Genomic DNA, 16444 nt, shown 5'->3' with positions numbered 1-16444 from the left:
ATCGAAAAAGAACCCACTAACATCGGTTAAATTGCTTTTTTATATAACTCATTCCCCCTTAATTTTAGACCAGTTAAGGGGAATTTTTATGCTCTTACTTCTCCCTCTTGTATTTTTAACTGAATATTTGCTATAATAAATAAAGCGTAAGCATCAATCATCCTGATTAGATTTCTGATGAGTCCAACTGTTTTCCGAGAAGATGGCTATCGCTTCTTTTTCTTTTCCCGCGAAGAAACAAGAATGCACGTTCATGTTCATTGTGCAGAAGGAGAAGCTAAGTTTTGGCTTGAACCACAAATTGAATTAGCTCGTAATTATAACCTATCTCGAAAACAACTTCAAGCGATAGAAACTATTATTGAGGAACGACAAAATGAACTTAGAAATGCTTGGACAAAACACTTCTCAAGCTGAAGTAACTCATATTTCTTCCCATGGAATATGGATTCTGGCAAACAATGAAGAAATGTTTCTTTCTTATCAAGATTTTCCCTGGTTTCAAGATGTCCCTATTAGACAAATTTTAAATATACAAGAGCCTTTTCCTAATCATTTTTATTGGCCAGATTTAGATGTAGATTTAAGCAAAGAAATTATTAAAAATCCTGAGAGATTTCCTTTAAAAGCTAAAGCCTAGTGCGATGCCAAAGGCACTGCGTAGCAGATCGCCGCTCTGGTAGGGTGCGTTCCCTAATGTAACTTCTACCGCTCCACCGATCGATTTTTGGGGAACGCACCATGCACATTGATTGAAGCTGTAAGAACGATTTCTGCAAAGGCTGTGAAATTGAAGGCTCTTGTGCAGGTCAGTGTCAAGTCACTTTGGAGTCTTCCAGAAATGACAGTCAATTAGTTGGAAAAATGTGCGAGTTAATAATTACAACTACACAGAATTTGGTTCACGAATATCTAGAAAGCAGGTGAAATTCTGTGTTTATGACTAAGAACTAGCTGCCCAAAGCAAAGATACTTCATATTGATTAAATGTTGAATCCGCACTCACAAGTGTCATATCTTCTACCTGAGCTTGTGCAATCAGCATTCGGTCAAAAGGATCACGATGATGTAAAGGCAATGCAGCCGCCCGCAAAGCATGAGAAGCATTGATCTCTAACGATCTAGCTCCTAGTCGGGTCATTCGAGTAGAGACATAATCATCTATTTGCTCTGGCAGTGGTAATTTACCGATTGAGACTTTAATTCCCATCTCCCAAACACTGGCAACAGAAAACCACACTTCATTGCTTTCGTTGGCAATTTGTTCAATTACATTCTCACTTAACTTGTCTGGTTGGGCAAACCACCACAGCCAGCATTGTGTATCCAGTAAAAGTCTCACTCCGCACCACCCTCAAATGCTACCAAAATATCTTCTGGTAAAGGGGCATTAAAATCATCTGGTACGGTAAACATCCCTCGATCTTGTCCTAAACTAGACCGTCGATCTAAAGATGTCCGAAATGGAACAAGTTTAGCAATTGGAACACCTCGGTTTGAAATAACGATTTCCTCTCCGAGTTCCACACGGGACAATAGCCGAGAAAGGTTTGTTTTAGCCTGATGAATGTTTACAGTTTCCATGCTCTTAAAAAACTAAGTCCACAACTAAGTTTAGTTTAGTTGCGCTGATTCTGCAAGGGCAAGTTAGTTTGAATTGCGATGCCGAAGGCACTGCGTAGCAGATCGCCGATCTTGTAGGGTGCGTTCCCTAATGCAACTTCTACCGCTCCAGCGATCGATTTTTGGGGAACGCACCATGCACATTCATTGAAGCTGTAAGTCTAGGCGTTGCCGAATCAAGGTATGAATGCCAACTGTGCATCGTATCCAAAAGTTAGTTTGGGTCTAGCGGCAAGATGTAGGCAGAGTAGTCAAGTGAAGTGTCCCATGCCTGAGCCTCACCTTGTATAGAGCCGATAAATGACTTTAGGATACAATGACTATAAAAGCTAGTAGCCAGTTGGATATATTTGTTATGGCATTAATATCCCGTGTTGTTCACAGTGATCCCGATATTCTAGGGGGAACCCCTGTTTTTGTAGGAACTCGTGTGCCGATGAGAACCCTACTTGATTATCTTGAGGCTGGTGATTCATTAGAGGTATTTCTAGACCATTTTCCCAGTGTCAGTCGAGAACAGGCGATCTCAGCCCTTGAATTAGCAAAGGAAATGTTGACAGCCTATGCGAATCCTGCTTGATGAATGCGCCCCACGCCCGTTAAAGCGTGAGCTTGCCGATTACGAGGTATGCACAGTTGTGTTGGCGAAAGTAGCATAACTCCGCATCCCCGGCGATATCTCGATCGCAAATCACGGGAATCTGCTGTTTAGCGATTAATTCCGCTTCTTCTCGACAAATAGCCCGAATTCCCACGGGTAAAGTCGGTAAACCCATTTCTAACAACCGACGCATCACACAGGCGTGGTTATGGTGGGAGCCTTCGTACTCCAGCAATTCTCATTTTGAAAACAAAAGAAGATAAAGTTCTCTTGTTCACATAGAGAACTTCTGTCTAATTATCATTTTTTTTCAAGATAATCATCATAATTAGCTTCAAGAGACAGTTTTAAAATATCTGCCCATAAAAAACTTATCTCAATTCATAAATTTAGCTGAAATTCTGACCTAATTTGTGGTTTTTTCAATGAATAAAATAATCTTTCCTTCTCTCGAAAAATTGACATTTTTAACTAGAATTTACTTTTTTAAATGGGACATATTCGGTTAGAATAAATGAGAAAAATTCCGACCAATTCTTAAACCAAATAAATTTTAATAGGGTACGAATATCATTAAAGAAAGAAGTCCTAGTTACTAATAGCTCACGAATCTTTTGATAGGTGTAATTAACTAAATCCAACACGGTATGAAATAAAAAAGCTAGTAAATTTAAAGACAATAAGAACTCGCACAAATGATTCTGACCGTGACCAAAGTTATGCTCTAAATTATAACCGTGATTTTTAAGAACGTTATTGCCTTCATTTTCAACTTTCCATCTGCTACGTCCAGCTTTGACAATTTCTTCGACATTATTTTCCGTGATTTTATGATTAGTTATCCAATTATTTTGGTAGATAGTTTTCTGGGTTTTTTCATTGATAACAGTCACTTCACACCAATTAACTTCGAGACTTGAGTCCCCCTCTCTTAAGGGAACTCTAGAAGCATAACGATAACGATAAATTAGATTTTTTCGTCCATCCCATTGTTTCTTTTCAACGGTCCTAACTTCGCCACTTTTTTCTAAAAATTCTAGCCATTCATATAAAGTTTTATGCGACGTTTCCAAACAAACAAAAATAAAATTATAACCTTGTTTTATCGCTAATTCACAAACAGGTTCGTGAGAATATAAGTCGTCTCCTAAAAGAGTTACAGGATAACCATACTTATTTTTATGATTCCTATTTAACCATCTTTTAACGGCCGCATTTTCACAGTCTTGTTTTTGATGTCCATCTTGTTTTTTAATGAATTCTGGCTCTAAATTAATTACTTGTTTTTGCCTAGGAGAAACTACTATCGGTGTGACACAGCCATGAAAATAAGTTGTAGTTCCATTTCGATGATTACGACAGTTACAATGAGGGCAATTAATTTTCTTGGATGAGAAATATTCTGTGCCATCTAACGCCACTAATATTTCTCCATCTAAGTAGAGAAACTTTTTCAAAACTCCCTTTTCTTTTAACCATTCATAGACTTTTTGAAAAGTCCTAGAGATATTAGATGCTGGCACTGGATCTAACAAATTTCTTATTTGATTATCCCCAGGAATTTTTTTAATTGAAAATAAACTTTCAGCATTATCTTTTCCCTTATTGCTTTTCATTAAACGTTGATGGTCTAAAAAAGACGGCGACTGAGTAAAAAAGACTGAAAATGCAGCCATCACGGCATCTTTTATCTCATATTTTCTATTATTTCCAGGTTTCCTCTCATCGGGTAAATCATCTAATTCTTGATGTAAAAATTGCATTAATTCCGAAATTTCTAGGGTTGCCGCTTTTTGAGCCATCTTGGAATAATTTGACGTGCTGGTGGATTTCTATCTCACCCATTTTACCTTCGCTGACAATAATTATAAATTTTTATTTCCCTTGAATTCTCTATTCTAAAAACAGAACTATCTTCCTGATTTAACCCTGTTCGTTCTCAGCCAACCTCTTTGATTGCTTGGGTATTTATACTTAATTTGTCTAGCCAATTGTTTTTTTTATTGTTCGCCTCTTCTAGAAAATAGTTGCTTCGTACTATATTTTCCTTGCCAAAATCGGGGTTAATGCTCTATTTATTTCAAAATGAGAATTGCTGTTCGTACTCAAAACGCATATCGCCATGGGCATCAATTTGAACCACCGTAAAAGGTTCCGATAAAGCCTGTCGATAAGCTTGTACTGCTCTTGTGGTGATAGCCTGTTCACCCCCGACGGCGACGACAAATTTATCATCGGCAATTATTGGTTTGCTGCGGGCGATAATCTGGAAATATAGCCATCAGTTGGGCTGCTCCACACTGCTGTAACAAAAAACAACTATACCCCGATAGCGATCGCTAAAGGTCGAATAATTAAGTAGCTGGTTATAATTAAATTAAAAATGGATTTTAGGTTCGATCCCCCCTGCCCCCCTTGATAAGCTATCCATTAGTCACATCTTTCTTAACATAAAATTTGACAAAAAGAGAAAAGTGTGCAAGATGGCTCAAGGGGGTTCTATGGGGGGACCAATTTGATGAGATAGTTTCCAAGTCTGGCTGATATCATGTAACCTTCGCAGTCCCAACCAAATAGTTTTAACACCGGGTTCACCGTCACCTTTTCTACCTAAAAACCCCCCAAGAGAAGCAATCATTCTGACCGCTTCCCTAAAGGAGGGCGGCTTTTCAGGCGGCGGACTCTTTTTATGAATAGTGGCACACAAAGATTGCCATTCATGTTCTTCCAAAAAACTTTCACAACTCTCCTCTCCGTGTAAGCGTGCTTGATAAGTTAACCAGAGTAATCTCCAGGCTACAATTGAATAGGTAGCTAAAGCCATCTCAATTCTCCGACCCGTTTCTAATTGCAGTTTTTCTAATCCACAACCACTTTTTAAAACAAAATGATAGCGTTCTATCAACCAGCGATAACTATACCAGCGCACGCAGTTTATCGCTGATTCAAAGCTACTAATGTCTAGGCTAGTTAAGAGGAGCCAACTGATAGGATTAACCCCGGGAGGCGGATTTTCTTCTTCAGCTAAAATTACCTGTAATTTGACCGGTTGACGAGGGTTCGCTTTCGAGTGATGGCTAGGTACTTGTATTTCAAAACTGGCAAATCTAACTGTTAGTTTAGCTAGTCTAGCCTCGTGATTAGGATTGCGTTTTACTTGCACATCTAGGCTACCACAGGCTTTTATTTCTCTGATGGATTGATGTAAATATTTAGTCTCTGGATGCCCTGACCTTTGCTTGTCTTCGAGATAGTTAACTTTTCGGTTATGAGTTCCTCGAATTAATAAATGAGAGTTAGGACTTCTTGATTGGGCAAATAAATCAAATATGTCTGCCTCACAATCTCCGATTGTTACTACTTGAACATCTTCGGGTATTTGTTGTTGTGTTTCTGATACAGAATCTAACCATCTTTGACTTTCTTTTTCTTGGGTTTCTCTTTTTTTTCGCTGCTTGGCAATCCCTAAATTCTTTTCTTCTCTTGCCCAAACATATTGATTAATCAGTCCTAAAGGTATTCCTTGCGGTGACACTCCTAAGGTGGTATGAACTTTGAGTCCAAAGGATTTTTTATAATCTAGATAACCCATTCCTTTTTTGGCTTTTTGGGTCGTAAAGTCTAAACTTGTTGTGTCTTGCACTGCCAAAACTATTGGATGTTCTTTGATTCTTTCTACTGTACTTTTGGCCTGGGTGGCAACTATATCTGAGGGGTGAAAATAGGGGGAATTCCAAAAGTCGTAGGTGGCACTCGCTGCGGCTAGATTTCCCGAAGCTTGTGGCACACTTGTACTAGGTTGGCTGGCCAAGTTTTCTACGATACTGATTAACCTTTTCTTTCTTCTGGTGTCCCCTAGGTCTGCATACTGTAATTCTTGGGCTGCCCATTTCTCCATTTTTTTGCTTACCTCCACCTTGATTCCTTCTTTCAAAACTATACCTATCAATCGTTTCCCCTTTTTTTAAGTTTCTTCTCTTTTTGTTAAGAAAGATCTGACTAATGGATAGTTGATAAGGGGGGTGCCGATAGGCGGGGGGATCTGATAACTTTTAACGCCTACCTACTTATCAATTTTTATCAAGAGGTGCGGTCAGATCGAAGAATCATCGCTAGAATGAGCCTAATTGTCACGAATTTAGTTAAACAAGGTTTTTGACAAGATGCTAATCTGGCTAACAGGCTTTTGGGCGTGATATAGGGAAAAGTTCTGGCAATTGCGCCTAAATAGAGCGATATACCGAAAGTTGACCCATATCGTTACCCCAGAGAGTTTTATACAGAAAGTTGACCTATAATATGTAGTTATATTTTCAAGAGAAGAGAAGAAAAGAAATGTTATCAACACTTCTAAGTAAAGCTGTACAAAAAGCTCAAGAACTGCCAGAAGCAATTCAAGACGAACTGGCAGAGCAGTTTATTGAAGACATCGAAAATGAAATCAAATGGCAAGAAACATTATCTAAACCTCAAGACAGCTTAATTCTCAAAGAACTTGCTCAGAAAGCTATTGCGGATTCAGAAAACGGACAGACTGAAGAAATGGGATTTGATCAGCTATGAAGTCGGAACTAAATCCAGATTTCATCGGCTTATTTCAACAGCTACCAGAAAGAGTGAAAAGAACAGCCAGAAAAAATTACAAGTTATGGAAAGATAACCCAAGTCATCCAAGCTTAGAATTTAAGGAGGTCAATCAAGAAGACCAGATCTGGTCAATCAGAGTCGGTATAGGTTGGAGAGCGCTAGGAAGAATCAAGAATAAGAATGTAATTGTTTGGTTTTGGATAGGCTCTCACCCAGAGTATGACAAATTGTTAAAGAAGTTGTGAACCAAGAAACCTAACAAATCACCGCACCCGAAATAATAGTGAAATTTTGTGACAAAGTGCAGTCATATCTAAGAATCTTTGCTATAATTCTGGGAAGCTTCTGTGATAAGTTTCCTTAAAGGAGATTGTTTGCAGTAAGCTAATCTGGCTAACAAGCTTTTGGGGGTGATATAGGGAAAAGTTCTGGTGATTGCGCTTAAATGAAGTAATATACAGAAAGTTGACCCGTATCGTTACTCTGGAGAGTGTTATACAGAAATTTTCCGTGTAATATGTAGTTATGCAGCTTGAACTGTTTGTTTAGACAGCATTCAAGATTAACTCTAGAAGCTCAATTTCCAATTCCTTTGATTCCAGGCATGGGGAAGGATCTAGATTTAATTCATACTGTCTGCTAGAGCTATACTATACATGAAACGAGATTTAAAGGATTTAGGGCTATGGCAGACAAACTTCAATCTGGGGATAATACTAGAATCATTGATACTTCTCAGCAGAACGTTTATGGCATTTCCCAACGTGGAACAGGCATTATCAATCAATCGGAAATTTTTCAGGTGGGTATTGATAAAGCCGCAAAAAGTGTTTTGATGGATAGCGAAGTCGCTAATCTCCTTATCTGGCTTGCAGAGCAGCAAGGTATCAGTCCTGAAGTTGCGTTAAAAAAAGCTGTGGCGATCGCGGCATATATTTATGACATCACAACCAGCCAAGGGGATAAGTTGTTAGTGAAACGCAAAGATAACTCTGTTGGGGAGATTGTTTTGAAGTAAGTACCTAAGCAAAATTAATTACACATATCTAACCCCGCTCTTGCCTCTTGCCTCTTGCCTATCTTCACTAGGAAATTAATTTTGCACGACTACTTAAGTATTTCTGGATTGTTGAAATAATGCCAATCGAACCTGAAAAGCAAAAAGCACCTCTCCCTGAATCTTCCTCTGAAGAAAATGGCACTCCTGATCTTCCAAATGATGAAATGATTAAGCGTTATGTTCAGACTCAAGAGGTTGATATTAAAAACTTGTTGCCATCTCAGGTGGAAAGGGAGCATCTCACTTACGCGATGAGTAATTATACTTAGCCTAAAAGCCACTCTTAATCGTGTCTTGGAACGAAATAGAGGCTTTTAAAGACCGCGTACATGGAGAATTAAAACAAGAATTACCCTCGAAAAGCCTATTTTTCTACTAAGTATTTATGCTTATTGCAAAGGTGAGATGCTCCCGGTGGAAACGGGTATTAAGCTTGAAGAGAGACAAGAGACGACTCGCTCACAATTAGCGACTTTTTTGATAAAAATCTTAGCAGGAACCTTAACTGCAAGTTTTGGATTAATCATAATTCTGACAGTTATGTCGGGTTTTATAGATGAAAAGAAGATAGAGTCATTCGATAAGACAAGTTCATTGGTGAAAGATTTAATCACATTTATATTGACCGCTCAGACAGGTTTAATTGGTACAGCCCTTGGTTTTTACTTTGGCTCTAGAGGTAATAATGCAGATTAATTAATCTGAGCGCAATCGCCGATATTGTAGGGTGCGTTCATGAAATGTAACGCATCTTATTTTTGCTTATGTAAACAGTAATTTGAACACGATGACAATTTTTTAGCTAGACTAGAGTAAATTATTGCGCTATGCAATTAAATTATACCTTTCAATCTAGGATCAGCCATGCTAGACACAGCAACTCTTGAACGAAAGAATGTGCTTCAAGCAATGTTCAATCGCGCAATTACATGAGCCAAAACCATTTAATTTTATTTCAATGCTGCAATTATGTAGTCAATAGTCTGATTACTTGAATCGAAAAACCGTTGACAACTGTCCATCAAGTTTGCACTGAGGTAATCTAATGTTGAACGTCACTGTTGATGAAATACAACGCGATCCCTTGAAATATCTTCGTCAAGTAGAAGCAGGTGAAACGCTTGTCATTGTTAGATCTGATAAGCCGATCGCTGAACTTAGACCTATTGCCAGTAGTAAGCAATTGCGACCATTTGGTTTGTGTGCAGGCGAGTTTACCGTTCCAGATGATTTCGATGATCCTTTGCCGGAAGGTCTTCACCTGTTAAACAAGATTTAGGATCTGAGCGATCGCTAGATTAAAGGTTAAGTAATGTTAAGATCATAATTCTTCATGAAGAAAGCGCATGATCGCCGAGTGACTGTAGCCAAAAATACCAAATTTTGCCCCAATCACAATAAAGTAGGGATCAAGCGCATTCGATCGAAGCAAGAATTTTCTCCCCAGTATCTATGAATCAATCAGAAAGTTGCGGTAAGGTCTATCTCGTCGGTGCGGGTCCCGGGGATCCCGGTTTGTTGACCTTAAAAGCGAAAGTTCTCCTAGAAAATGCCGATGTTGTCCTCTATGATGCCCTAGTCAGCCCCTCGATTCTAGCCATGATTAACCCCAGGGCCGAACAAATCCATGGGGGTAAGCGTCGCGGTCGTCATTCTCTAGTACAGGAGGAAATCACCGCTTTACTGATCCAAAAGGCCCAGACTAATGCCGTGGTTGTTCGTCTCAAGGGGGGTGATCCCTTTGTTTTCGGTCGCGGGGGTGAAGAAATGCTCGATCTGATTGCGGCCGGAATTAGCGTCGAGATCGTGCCGGGGATCACTTCAGGAATTGCCGTGCCTGCCTACGCCGGTATTCCCCTCACCCATCGCAATTATAGTTCCTCCGTTACCTTCGTCACCGGCCACGAGATGGCGGGTAAATATCGTCCTCAAGTTAACTGGTCAGCGATCGCCCATGGTGCGGAAACAATTGTTGTTTACATGGGTGTGCATAATTTACCCTATATTATCGGCGAGTTAACCAAGGCGGGCAGAAGTCCAGAAACACCGATCGCCCTGATTCGCTGGGGAACAACACCGCAACAACAGCAGTTAATCGGTACTTTCAGCACGATTATGGACCAGATCGAAGCCACCGGCTTTGAAGCCCCAGCGATCGCTGTTATCGGGGCAGTGGTGAACCTTCACGATCTCTTGCAAGCGGGACAACCTTTGCTCTCCAGGACAATCCCCCCTACCCCCATTTCTCTCTGATTCGGTTGCCATGCGTCAATATCAAAAATCCCTGACGATTACCACCAGTCCCAAGAATTTCCATCGTCTCACTGCCCCCATAGAAGCGATCGTGGCTGAATCGGGCATAACGACGGGATTATGCAGTCTATTTGTCTGTCACACCTCCGCTTCTTTGCTGATCCAAGAAAATGCCGATCCCGATGTTCTCACCGATTTGGCCAATTTCTTCGCCAAGTTAGTCCCGGAAGATAGCAGTCTCTACTATCACTCTACCGAAGGGCCAGACGATATGCCCGCTCACATTCGCTCGGTCCTAACCCGGACATCGGAACAAATCCCGATCGCTAGGGGTAAATTAGTTTTAGGCATCTGGCAAGGTATCTATCTCTGGGAACACCGTCAGAGTCGTCACCAAAGACAAGTGGTGGTTCATATCACTGGGATCTGAAGCTTTGCGTATAGTTTTGTAATAGAAACTTTACTCGTACCCCTCATCGGAGTAAGATTTTTTCCGTGTACGATCAAATTGTTCGCTTTTTGAACAAAGAACTTCATATTTCGTAACAAAAGGAAACAATTTATGCGAAAATTGTTCGCTCTGGCCCTGGTGCTATCCCTCTGGTTCACCTTTGCCGCTCCAGCGTCGGCTGATTTGTCCAATCTGACCCCTTGTAGCGAAAATCCCGCTTTCCTACAAAAAGCGAAGAGTTTCCGCAACACCACTCCTGACCCCGAATCGGGAGCCAAACGCGCTCAAACCTACTCCCAAGCTCTCTGTGGACCGGAAGGCTATCCACACCTAATTGTGGATGGTCGTTGGGACCACATGGGCGATTTCTTTATCCCTAGCATCCTATTCCTGTACATTACCGGTTGGATCGGTTGGGTTGGTCGGGCCTATTTAATCGCCGTGCGCGACAGCAAAGATGCGGAAATGAAGGAAATCATCATCGATGTTCCCCTCGCTCTCAGCAAAATGTTAACGGGGTTTCTCTGGCCCTTGGCGGCTTTACAAGAAGCCACTTCCGGTAAATTAACCGTTAAGGATTCGGAAATCACCGTTTCCCCTCGTTAATTTTTGTGTCAAACCCTTGACTTTTTATTCCCTAGGAGAACTCAGATGGAAGGACTTACTAAATTTCTCTCGTCCGCACCCGTGTTAATTATGGCGCTGCTGACTTTCACTGCCGGGATTTTAATCGAATTTAATCGCTTTTATCCCGATCTCTTATTCCACCCGCTAGGTTAAAGCCAATCTCAGGTGATTAAAAGGGATACAGAGTCCACTGTATCCCTTTTTAATGGCAATGATCACAGGGGAATATTAAGAAAAGAAAGGCACTGGAGACGACAGGCTCTCAAAATCGATAAGATACAGGTATCTGCAACCCCAGAGGTGGGACAAACCATGCTGTTAGATAGAGATTTGATGCTAGAAAAGCGGATGCGGTATCAAGAATTACAAGAAAAATTAAAAGAGATTTGGCAGGGAGAAAATGTTCCCGAATCGGATGAATGCGATTATGATATTCTAGTTGTCCCTTCTTTTAGTATCGATCAGAGAGTCGGTCAAAAAGTGGCGGGGTTTTTACATTACGAAGAAAGATTATTATTTTCTCTGATTCGGTTGCGACACCCGAAAACCCGTTTAATCTATGTAACAGCGCAGCCACTGGCGCGGATGGTGATTGATTATTACCTGCAATTGTTGCCGGGGATTCCTTTTTCCCATGCTAATAATCGTCTGTTATTACTGACAACTCACGATAACTCTTTTCAACCTTTAACCCAAAAAATTCTGGAAAGACCGCGCTTAGTGGCAAGAATCCGGCAAGCGTTGCGTCGAGATCGGGCCTATATGGTTTGTTTTAATTCTACTAATTTAGAGCGAGAATTGTCTTTACAATTAGATATTCCTTTATTTGCCTGTAGTCCAGATTTATTGTATTGGGGTTCTAAAAGTGGCAGTCGCGAGATTTTTGGTCAAGGTAATATTCCCCATCCTGACGGTAGTTTACAGGTAAATACGGTCAAGGATTTGTTATACGAAGCCGCTAGTTTGTGGTCCCGTCAACCTCAACTAAAACGCATGGTAGTGAAGTTAAATGAGGGGTTATCGGGAGAAGGAAATGCGGTTTTAGATTTACGTCCTTTAGGGGAAATTGTTGATAGTAACAGTCTAGATTTAAGCGAGAGAATGAATCTTTTGGCTAAACAATTAGACAAGATGAGTTTTCAAGCAAGCGATGAAAATTGGGAGAGTTTTTCTGGCAAAATTGTTGAATTAGGGGGAATTGTCGAAGCTTTTATTGAAGGAGAAGAAAAGCGATCGCCGAGTGTGCAAGGTTATATTACACCCACGGGGGAAGTGAATATTCTTTCCACTCACGATCAAATTTTAGGAGGTCCCGATGGTCAAATTTATCTAGGTTGTCATTTTCCTGCTGATGAAAATTATCGCCTACAATTACAGGAATTAGGCCTAAAAATAGGGGAAATTCTAGCAGCCAAGGGGGCAATTGAACGCTATGGAGTTGATTTCGTCGCGGTGAAAAATCCAGAAACTTTAGTCTGGGATTTACAGGCGATCGAAATTAATCTGCGAAAAGGAGGAACTACCCATCCTTTTATGACTTTGAAGCTTTTAACTAATGGTGAATACGATCAAAAAACTGGATCATTTTTCAGTCAACCTCACCAGGAAAAATACTATATTGCCTCCGATAATCTCCACAAACCCCAATACAAAGGTTTACTTCCCGATGATTTAATGGATATTATTGCTAAACATCACTTACATTTTGATAGTAGCAGTAAAACGGGAACAGTTTTTCATCTCATGGGTGCGCTATCAGAATTTGGTAAATTAGGGTTAACTTGTATCGGCAATTCTAGTGAGGAAGCGGCGGCAATTTATCAGCGTGTGGAACAGGTTTTAGATTGGGAAACAGAGCCTAGTTCCATAAATTTAGGTTATTATTCTGGATTACCGATCACTTGGATATAACTAGACTGATTGACTGGGTATAATTTTTTGTCTCAGAGATTTAATCATCCAAGCAGGCAGTTTCTGGCAGCCAATGACCGATAGTTTTACCTTGGTTAAAAGTTGTCTTGACTGCAATGCACTTAACTGGTTTAAATGGCTTCTAAATATTTGCTATCGAGCAGAAATGAGCCTCGATCGAATTTTACACCCCAATAACCCCCCGGCCGGCGATCGATAACCGTGCCGATATCGTCGATATTGAGTAGCTCCGGCGGCCTTAACATAGGCATAGGATCGGCGGTTTTCAGGTAAGGGGGAATGGCAATCAGACGGACTTTTCCCCCGACGCTAATTTCACTCATGGTACTGGCTAGATGCGATCGTGATAATCCTCTAAATTAGCATATTTCAAATATAGAATCATTTTTAATAGCGAAAGGCTATTTATCCAAACCGAAAAAATCTTTTCACTTATCTCCCACACCCAAAGGAAGTGGCTATACTGACACATCCATCAATCATGACGCTGTTTTAGCCGAATTTAGGCTCTTCTAGGTTCTGTGTGATAAGTTTAACTTACAATATGATCGATCAATCTTTGTGTCCTTTGTGTCTTTATGGTTCCCTCCACTCGCTCGCCAGCAGGACTGTACCTTAGAATACATTTTACCCACCAAACCGAAGAGAGCCGAATTTAGAGCTTGCTTCTATATAGATTAGGATTTGAACAAGCCACTCATTTCACACAAAATTGCTTAGAATCTGCTAATCTGATCAATCTGACAGAAGATCAGTATTTCGCGGTCATAGCAAAAGCTAAATAATTTCCTGATCAAACTATTACTATTGTTGATGCTTTGACTGCTATCATTTCAATCGAATTAGACCTACCTGTTTGGAGCTATGATTATCATTTTGATATAATGCGGGTGAAAGTATGGAGATAACCCTCAAGTGTAAACTAAAACCCTCCAAACCCTCAGAAAAGGAAACCACAAAAGTCTCCTAAAAACCATTAATAAAAAACTTGCGATCGCCTCTTAATTCAGTCAATTGAGAGGGTATTTTTGGACTAACTCTCTCAATTCTCATGATTTCAAGGAGTATGGTGTATTCTTTCATCCGATATCTGCTACAATACAGATACAGGAAATAAAATTTTGATCAGTAGGGTAGAAATCTTTTCCGTTATCTTAGAAGGTAAGCATCATGAAAAATTTAGAAGAAATTAAAGCGATTTTGGGTCAAGTTAAGTCCTTAGTAAAAGAAAAGTATCATGTCAGTGAATTAGGTATTTTTGGAGATTATGTAAAAGGAGAAGTGCAGGAAAATAGTCAAGTTAATATTCTGATAGATTATACAGAACCGCCTAGTTTACTAGATTTAGTAGATCTGGAATATTATTTAAGTGATTTACTTAAGGTAAAAGCGGATGTTATCAGTAAAAATGGCTTAAAAGGAAAAAGGAGAGAAAGAATTTTATCCGAGGTTATTTATGTATGACGCAACGGGAATTTAGAGATTTCCTGCAAGACATTCTAGAGGCAATTTGTCAACTAGAAAAGATGACTCAGGATCTAAGATTTGCAGAATTTTCCACTAAGATAGAAATCTTTCTTTCGGCAGTAAAATTAATTGAAATAATCGGGGAAGCAGTCAAAAATATTCCTGATGAAGTGAGAGTTAATTATCCCAATATTCCTTGGAAAAACATCGCGGGTATGCGGGATAAATTAGTTCATGAATATTGGGCCATTGATGAAAAAGTCGTCTGGAAAGTGATTCAAAACAATCTCCCTCAGCTAAAGAGAATCATTATCAGTATCATTGAGAAATTACAATAAATTTTCCTGCCTTCTTTAAAAACCCACCTCCCCACTTCCTACTTCCCTATTCATAATTCCCACTTGCAAGAGTGCCTTTTTGAACCTTTCCCTAAAAAGGTTTTGATTTTAGGGAAATATAGTTAAAGGAATCCATTCGTAGGTGTTGACAATGCCTTGAAAATAATCATTAATAGTTTCTCTGGAATAGGGAACAATACCATCTTCACCAAACCAACGTTCATAAATTGTCACCGCTTGTTGTTGGTCACTGACGATCCCTTCCATGAATTTTAATAGTGTATAATTCACTGTATCGCGCCATTTAGAATCATTTTCGGGTAAAGTACAGGCATAGGATTCGTAGGCGTAGGGATAGGAGGGAACTATGGCTAAATTATTGGGACTTTTAGCACTTTTCCTTAAACCTTCTAGGGTAATGCCATCACTGGCAAAACCATCAATTTCTCCCATTTCTAGTTTTTGTAAACCCTCGCCACGGTTTTTAACTTTGACCAAAATAGCGGCGGGTTGTTGGGTTTTAATTACCGCTTCATTAGTAGTATTGGCAATCACTCCAATGCGTCTGCCTGCCAAGCTACCGATGTCATCGAGATTACTACCTTTGCGGGTTAACAATTGAGTACCACCGGCAAAGTAACTAACGGAAAAATCCACTTCATTTTCTCTTTTCCAAGTAAAAGTAGTGGAGCCACATTCGATATCGATAACCCCTGTTTTCAACTTTTCAAAACGATTTTGGGGAGTAACCTCAACAATTTTTAATTTAATTGGTTTTCCTAACTTCCGTTCGGTTTCCTTGCGAATTAACTCTAACATATCAAGGCTGTAACCCACCCACTTGCCTTGGGAGTTGACAAAACCAAAGGGAATAGCATCTTTACGAGCGCCGGCAGTAATTACCCCAGTTTTTTGAATGCGATCGAAGATTGCTCCGGCAAGGCTAGAATGGTTACTGGTGACGGTTAAAGCTACTGTCATCGTCATGACGGCAAGTGTACGCTTCATTTTTTTCCCTAATCTGAAAGTGGCTCAAGTCTGGGACTGTTTCAGGAGACTGAGAGTTTCCCAGAGGAAGATTTTTTAGCGGCGATTGCTGGGGACAAAAAAAGAGGAGAGATGTTACTCTCTCCCCCTTTCAGTTTTTTGGACAACATTTTAAATTGTTTTTTCAGTTGTCGCTGTCGGGCCGAACCACCCTTGCCTTTGTCGTTACGTCCCTGACGGCGGGGGGACTCCCATCGCTTAAGTCGCATAGTTTTTAATTCCAATTTGGTCAGTTATCTGTATCATAACAGGGTTAACGTCAGTTTGGGTCAAGGAAATGAAACTGTGACAACTCAGGCTCTCTGTCACCCTGTGAGATGCCGAACTCTAGTTAACCAACCTTAAATACTCCCGACTTCCTAATTCATAATACTAAATCCAGTTATTAAAAACTGATTATTTATTCTACCCTTTGGCTTTTGCCTCTTGCATGAGTGCCTTTCCTGATATGTAGCCTA

General features: G+C 40.2%; 22 protein-coding genes and 3 pseudogenes. 16 read left to right on the top strand and 9 right to left on the bottom strand.

The genetic code is table 11. The features are described 5' to 3' along the window. Window positions 1-177: 177 nt before the first annotated feature. Window positions 178-417 (top strand): DUF4160 domain-containing protein, encoded by a 240-nt coding sequence (locus ACE3JL_RS13005; protein WP_072927255.1) that lies wholly within the window; start codon window positions 178-180, stop codon window positions 415-417. Next, complete coding sequence (locus tag ACE3JL_RS13000; protein ID WP_271992899.1) at window positions 377-640, top strand: DUF2442 domain-containing protein; 264 nt, start codon at window positions 377-379, stop codon at window positions 638-640. Before ACE3JL_RS13005 ends, ACE3JL_RS13000 begins: the two co-directional genes overlap by 41 nt. A 303-nt stretch (window positions 641-943) precedes the next feature. Here the strand turns inward: ACE3JL_RS13000 and ACE3JL_RS12995 are convergent, their stop codons facing one another. Together ACE3JL_RS12995 and ACE3JL_RS12990 are read right to left on the bottom strand one after the other, a co-directional pair. Beyond that, window positions 944-1342, bottom strand: coding sequence for a type II toxin-antitoxin system VapC family toxin (locus ACE3JL_RS12995; protein ID WP_271992901.1), 399 nt, complete (start codon window positions 1340-1342; stop codon window positions 944-946). Beyond that, complete coding sequence (locus ACE3JL_RS12990) at window positions 1339-1584, bottom strand: type II toxin-antitoxin system Phd/YefM family antitoxin (RefSeq protein ID WP_096610792.1); 246 nt, start codon at window positions 1582-1584, stop codon at window positions 1339-1341. The genes ACE3JL_RS12995 and ACE3JL_RS12990 overlap by 4 nt, the downstream gene beginning before the upstream one ends. A gap of 355 nt (window positions 1585-1939) precedes the next feature. Between ACE3JL_RS12990 and ACE3JL_RS12985 the strand changes: the two genes are divergently transcribed. Then, complete coding sequence (locus ACE3JL_RS12985) at window positions 1940-2203, top strand: DUF433 domain-containing protein (protein ID WP_002757287.1); 264 nt, start codon at window positions 1940-1942, stop codon at window positions 2201-2203. Window positions 2204-2288: 85 nt separating this feature from the next. On the opposite strand, the pseudogene ACE3JL_RS12980 reads toward ACE3JL_RS12985, so the two are convergent. The 4 genes and pseudogenes from ACE3JL_RS12980 to ACE3JL_RS12965 all read right to left on the bottom strand — a co-directional run. Continuing rightward, window positions 2289-2453 (bottom strand): annotated as a pseudogene (locus ACE3JL_RS12980) (arginase family protein); the annotation flags it as partial. A 324-nt stretch (window positions 2454-2777) separates the two neighbouring features. Then, window positions 2778-4026: pseudogene (locus tag ACE3JL_RS12975) on the bottom strand (ISNCY family transposase). 296 nt (window positions 4027-4322) lie between these two features. Then, window positions 4323-4484: pseudogene (locus tag ACE3JL_RS12970) on the bottom strand (arginase family protein); the annotation flags it as partial. Between the two features lie 228 nt (window positions 4485-4712). Further along, window positions 4713-6122 carry an IS4 family transposase gene (locus ACE3JL_RS12965; RefSeq protein ID WP_375329613.1) on the bottom strand — a complete coding sequence of 470 codons (1410 nt, stop codon included), beginning with the start codon at window positions 6120-6122 and terminating at the stop codon, window positions 4713-4715. Between the two features lie 437 nt (window positions 6123-6559). Here ACE3JL_RS12965 and ACE3JL_RS12960 point away from each other — a divergent pair, with 437 nt between their 5' ends. The 11 genes from ACE3JL_RS12960 (at window position 6560) to ACE3JL_RS12910 (ending at window position 13113) form a co-directional block, all read left to right on the top strand. After that, the gene (locus ACE3JL_RS12960; RefSeq protein WP_002750228.1) at window positions 6560-6787 is read left to right on the top strand and encodes a hypothetical protein; all 228 of its coding nucleotides are present in this window, start codon (window positions 6560-6562) and stop codon (window positions 6785-6787) included. Then, complete coding sequence (locus ACE3JL_RS12955) at window positions 6784-7056, top strand: hypothetical protein (RefSeq protein WP_271992903.1); 273 nt, start codon at window positions 6784-6786, stop codon at window positions 7054-7056. The genes ACE3JL_RS12960 and ACE3JL_RS12955 overlap by 4 nt, the downstream gene beginning before the upstream one ends. A 440-nt stretch (window positions 7057-7496) precedes the next feature. Continuing rightward, complete coding sequence (locus ACE3JL_RS12950; RefSeq protein WP_375327642.1) at window positions 7497-7829, top strand: hypothetical protein; 333 nt, start codon at window positions 7497-7499, stop codon at window positions 7827-7829. A 119-nt stretch (window positions 7830-7948) separates the two neighbouring features. Continuing rightward, entirely contained in the window at window positions 7949-8140 is a 192-nt protein-coding gene (locus ACE3JL_RS12945; RefSeq protein WP_375327641.1) for a hypothetical protein, read from the top strand. 145 nt (window positions 8141-8285) lie between these two features. Continuing rightward, window positions 8286-8567: a hypothetical protein gene (locus tag ACE3JL_RS12940; protein ID WP_375327640.1), complete on the top strand. Its 282-nt coding sequence runs from the start codon at window positions 8286-8288 to the stop codon at window positions 8565-8567. Window positions 8568-8916: 349 nt separating this feature from the next. Further along, window positions 8917-9150 (top strand): type II toxin-antitoxin system Phd/YefM family antitoxin, encoded by a 234-nt coding sequence (locus ACE3JL_RS12935; protein WP_002781055.1) that lies wholly within the window; start codon window positions 8917-8919, stop codon window positions 9148-9150. Window positions 9151-9323: 173 nt separating this feature from the next. Then, complete coding sequence (gene cobA, locus ACE3JL_RS12930; RefSeq protein WP_375327639.1) at window positions 9324-10124, top strand: uroporphyrinogen-III C-methyltransferase; 801 nt, start codon at window positions 9324-9326, stop codon at window positions 10122-10124. A gap of 10 nt (window positions 10125-10134) precedes the next feature. After that, entirely contained in the window at window positions 10135-10554 is a 420-nt protein-coding gene (locus tag ACE3JL_RS12925) for a secondary thiamine-phosphate synthase enzyme YjbQ (protein ID WP_002748905.1), read from the top strand. A gap of 132 nt (window positions 10555-10686) precedes the next feature. Next, window positions 10687-11181 (top strand): photosystem I reaction center subunit III, encoded by a 495-nt coding sequence (locus ACE3JL_RS12920; RefSeq protein WP_002748906.1) that lies wholly within the window; start codon window positions 10687-10689, stop codon window positions 11179-11181. 45 nt (window positions 11182-11226) lie between these two features. Further along, window positions 11227-11355 carry a photosystem I reaction center subunit IX gene (gene psaJ, locus ACE3JL_RS12915; protein ID WP_002738148.1) on the top strand — a complete coding sequence of 43 codons (129 nt, stop codon included), beginning with the start codon at window positions 11227-11229 and terminating at the stop codon, window positions 11353-11355. 159 nt (window positions 11356-11514) lie between these two features. Then, window positions 11515-13113 carry a peptide ligase PGM1-related protein gene (locus ACE3JL_RS12910; protein WP_375327638.1) on the top strand — a complete coding sequence of 533 codons (1599 nt, stop codon included), beginning with the start codon at window positions 11515-11517 and terminating at the stop codon, window positions 13111-13113. A 131-nt stretch (window positions 13114-13244) separates the two neighbouring features. Here the strand turns inward: ACE3JL_RS12910 and sipA are convergent, their stop codons facing one another. Continuing rightward, window positions 13245-13457, bottom strand: coding sequence for a regulatory protein SipA (gene sipA / locus ACE3JL_RS12905; protein WP_043995397.1), 213 nt, complete (start codon window positions 13455-13457; stop codon window positions 13245-13247). An 847-nt stretch (window positions 13458-14304) separates the two neighbouring features. On the opposite strand from sipA, the gene ACE3JL_RS12900 reads away from it, so the two are divergent. Beyond that, window positions 14305-14598, top strand: coding sequence for a nucleotidyltransferase family protein (locus ACE3JL_RS12900; protein ID WP_193956115.1), 294 nt, complete (start codon window positions 14305-14307; stop codon window positions 14596-14598). Continuing rightward, window positions 14595-14939 (top strand): DUF86 domain-containing protein, encoded by a 345-nt coding sequence (locus ACE3JL_RS12895; protein WP_271992910.1) that lies wholly within the window; start codon window positions 14595-14597, stop codon window positions 14937-14939. Before ACE3JL_RS12900 ends, ACE3JL_RS12895 begins: the two co-directional genes overlap by 4 nt. A 108-nt stretch (window positions 14940-15047) precedes the next feature. Here ACE3JL_RS12895 and ACE3JL_RS12890 read toward each other — a convergent pair whose 3' ends face one another. After that, a complete protein-coding gene (locus ACE3JL_RS12890) occupies window positions 15048-15947 on the bottom strand; it encodes an amino acid ABC transporter substrate-binding protein (RefSeq protein ID WP_271992912.1) in 900 nt (299 codons plus the stop codon). 41 nt (window positions 15948-15988) lie between these two features. Next, window positions 15989-16195 (bottom strand): hypothetical protein, encoded by a 207-nt coding sequence (locus ACE3JL_RS12885; protein ID WP_002732891.1) that lies wholly within the window; start codon window positions 16193-16195, stop codon window positions 15989-15991. Window positions 16196-16444 lie beyond the last annotated feature (249 nt).

The organism is Microcystis sp. BLCC-F210, assembly GCF_042134685.1.
GTDB classification, from domain to species: domain Bacteria; phylum Cyanobacteriota; class Cyanobacteriia; order Cyanobacteriales; family Microcystaceae; genus Microcystis; species Microcystis aeruginosa_D.
This window is presented reverse-complemented; position numbering and strand designations above follow the sequence as displayed.

Bases quoted from the DNA above. Each gene is read 5' to 3' on its own strand.
- sipA (WP_043995397.1), bottom strand. From the start codon at position 13,457: ATGAGTGAAATTAGCGTCGGGGGAAAAGTCCGTCTGATTGCCATTCCC.
- ACE3JL_RS12955 (WP_271992903.1), top strand. From the start codon at position 6,784: ATGAAGTCGGAACTAAATCCAGATTTCATCGGCTTATTTCAACAGCTA.
- ACE3JL_RS12910 (WP_375327638.1), top strand. From the start codon at position 11,515: ATGCTGTTAGATAGAGATTTGATGCTAGAAAAGCGGATGCGGTATCAA.
- psaJ (WP_002738148.1), top strand. From the start codon at position 11,227: ATGGAAGGACTTACTAAATTTCTCTCGTCCGCACCCGTGTTAATTATG.
- ACE3JL_RS12960 (WP_002750228.1), top strand. From the start codon at position 6,560: ATGTTATCAACACTTCTAAGTAAAGCTGTACAAAAAGCTCAAGAACTG.
- ACE3JL_RS12900 (WP_193956115.1), top strand. From the start codon at position 14,305: ATGAAAAATTTAGAAGAAATTAAAGCGATTTTGGGTCAAGTTAAGTCC.
- ACE3JL_RS12990 (WP_096610792.1), bottom strand. From the start codon at position 1,584: ATGGAAACTGTAAACATTCATCAGGCTAAAACAAACCTTTCTCGGCTA.
- ACE3JL_RS12945 (WP_375327641.1), top strand. From the start codon at position 7,949: ATGCCAATCGAACCTGAAAAGCAAAAAGCACCTCTCCCTGAATCTTCC.
- ACE3JL_RS12925 (WP_002748905.1), top strand. From the start codon at position 10,135: ATGCGTCAATATCAAAAATCCCTGACGATTACCACCAGTCCCAAGAAT.
- ACE3JL_RS13000 (WP_271992899.1), top strand. From the start codon at position 377: ATGAACTTAGAAATGCTTGGACAAAACACTTCTCAAGCTGAAGTAACT.
- ACE3JL_RS13005 (WP_072927255.1), top strand. From the start codon at position 178: ATGAGTCCAACTGTTTTCCGAGAAGATGGCTATCGCTTCTTTTTCTTT.
- ACE3JL_RS12985 (WP_002757287.1), top strand. From the start codon at position 1,940: ATGACTATAAAAGCTAGTAGCCAGTTGGATATATTTGTTATGGCATTA.
- ACE3JL_RS12950 (WP_375327642.1), top strand. From the start codon at position 7,497: ATGGCAGACAAACTTCAATCTGGGGATAATACTAGAATCATTGATACT.
- ACE3JL_RS12935 (WP_002781055.1), top strand. From the start codon at position 8,917: ATGTTGAACGTCACTGTTGATGAAATACAACGCGATCCCTTGAAATAT.
- ACE3JL_RS12890 (WP_271992912.1), bottom strand. From the start codon at position 15,947: ATGAAGCGTACACTTGCCGTCATGACGATGACAGTAGCTTTAACCGTC.
- cobA (WP_375327639.1), top strand. From the start codon at position 9,324: ATGAATCAATCAGAAAGTTGCGGTAAGGTCTATCTCGTCGGTGCGGGT.
- ACE3JL_RS12895 (WP_271992910.1), top strand. From the start codon at position 14,595: ATGACGCAACGGGAATTTAGAGATTTCCTGCAAGACATTCTAGAGGCA.
- ACE3JL_RS12920 (WP_002748906.1), top strand. From the start codon at position 10,687: ATGCGAAAATTGTTCGCTCTGGCCCTGGTGCTATCCCTCTGGTTCACC.
- ACE3JL_RS12965 (WP_375329613.1), bottom strand. From the start codon at position 6,122: ATGGAGAAATGGGCAGCCCAAGAATTACAGTATGCAGACCTAGGGGAC.
- ACE3JL_RS12885 (WP_002732891.1), bottom strand. From the start codon at position 16,195: ATGCGACTTAAGCGATGGGAGTCCCCCCGCCGTCAGGGACGTAACGAC.